The sequence below is a fragment of the Methanoculleus sp. UBA291 genome (assembly GCF_002499755.1).
GTDB lineage: Archaea > Halobacteriota > Methanomicrobia > Methanomicrobiales > Methanoculleaceae > Methanoculleus > Methanoculleus palmolei.
On sequence record NZ_DANC01000039.1, the window covers coordinates 1 to 245 of the forward strand.

1 protein-coding gene is annotated in these 245 nt (G+C 57.6%); it reads left to right on the forward strand.

Annotated features, from left to right (window positions below; translation table 11 throughout):
- On the forward strand, window positions 1-245 hold a 245-nt coding region (locus BP737_RS08985; RefSeq protein ID WP_342686128.1), incomplete at both ends, for an AAA family ATPase.

A 245-nucleotide genomic window follows, 5' to 3' on the forward strand; every position in this document is an offset into this window, starting at 1 on the left:
CAGTCGGGAAAGACGACGCTCGTCCGGTCGATATTCCCGAAATTGCCCTATATCTTACTGGAAGATCCCGATACCCGGGCCTTCGCGGAGGAGGACCCGCGCAGTTTTCTCGCACGTTACGAAAAGACCGGAGCGATCTTCGACGAGGTGCAGAGGGTCCCGGAACTCTTCTCGTACCTTCAGGGCGTCCTTGATAGAAACCAGAGGCCGGGACAGTTCATCCTCACCGGGTCCCAGAACTTCCT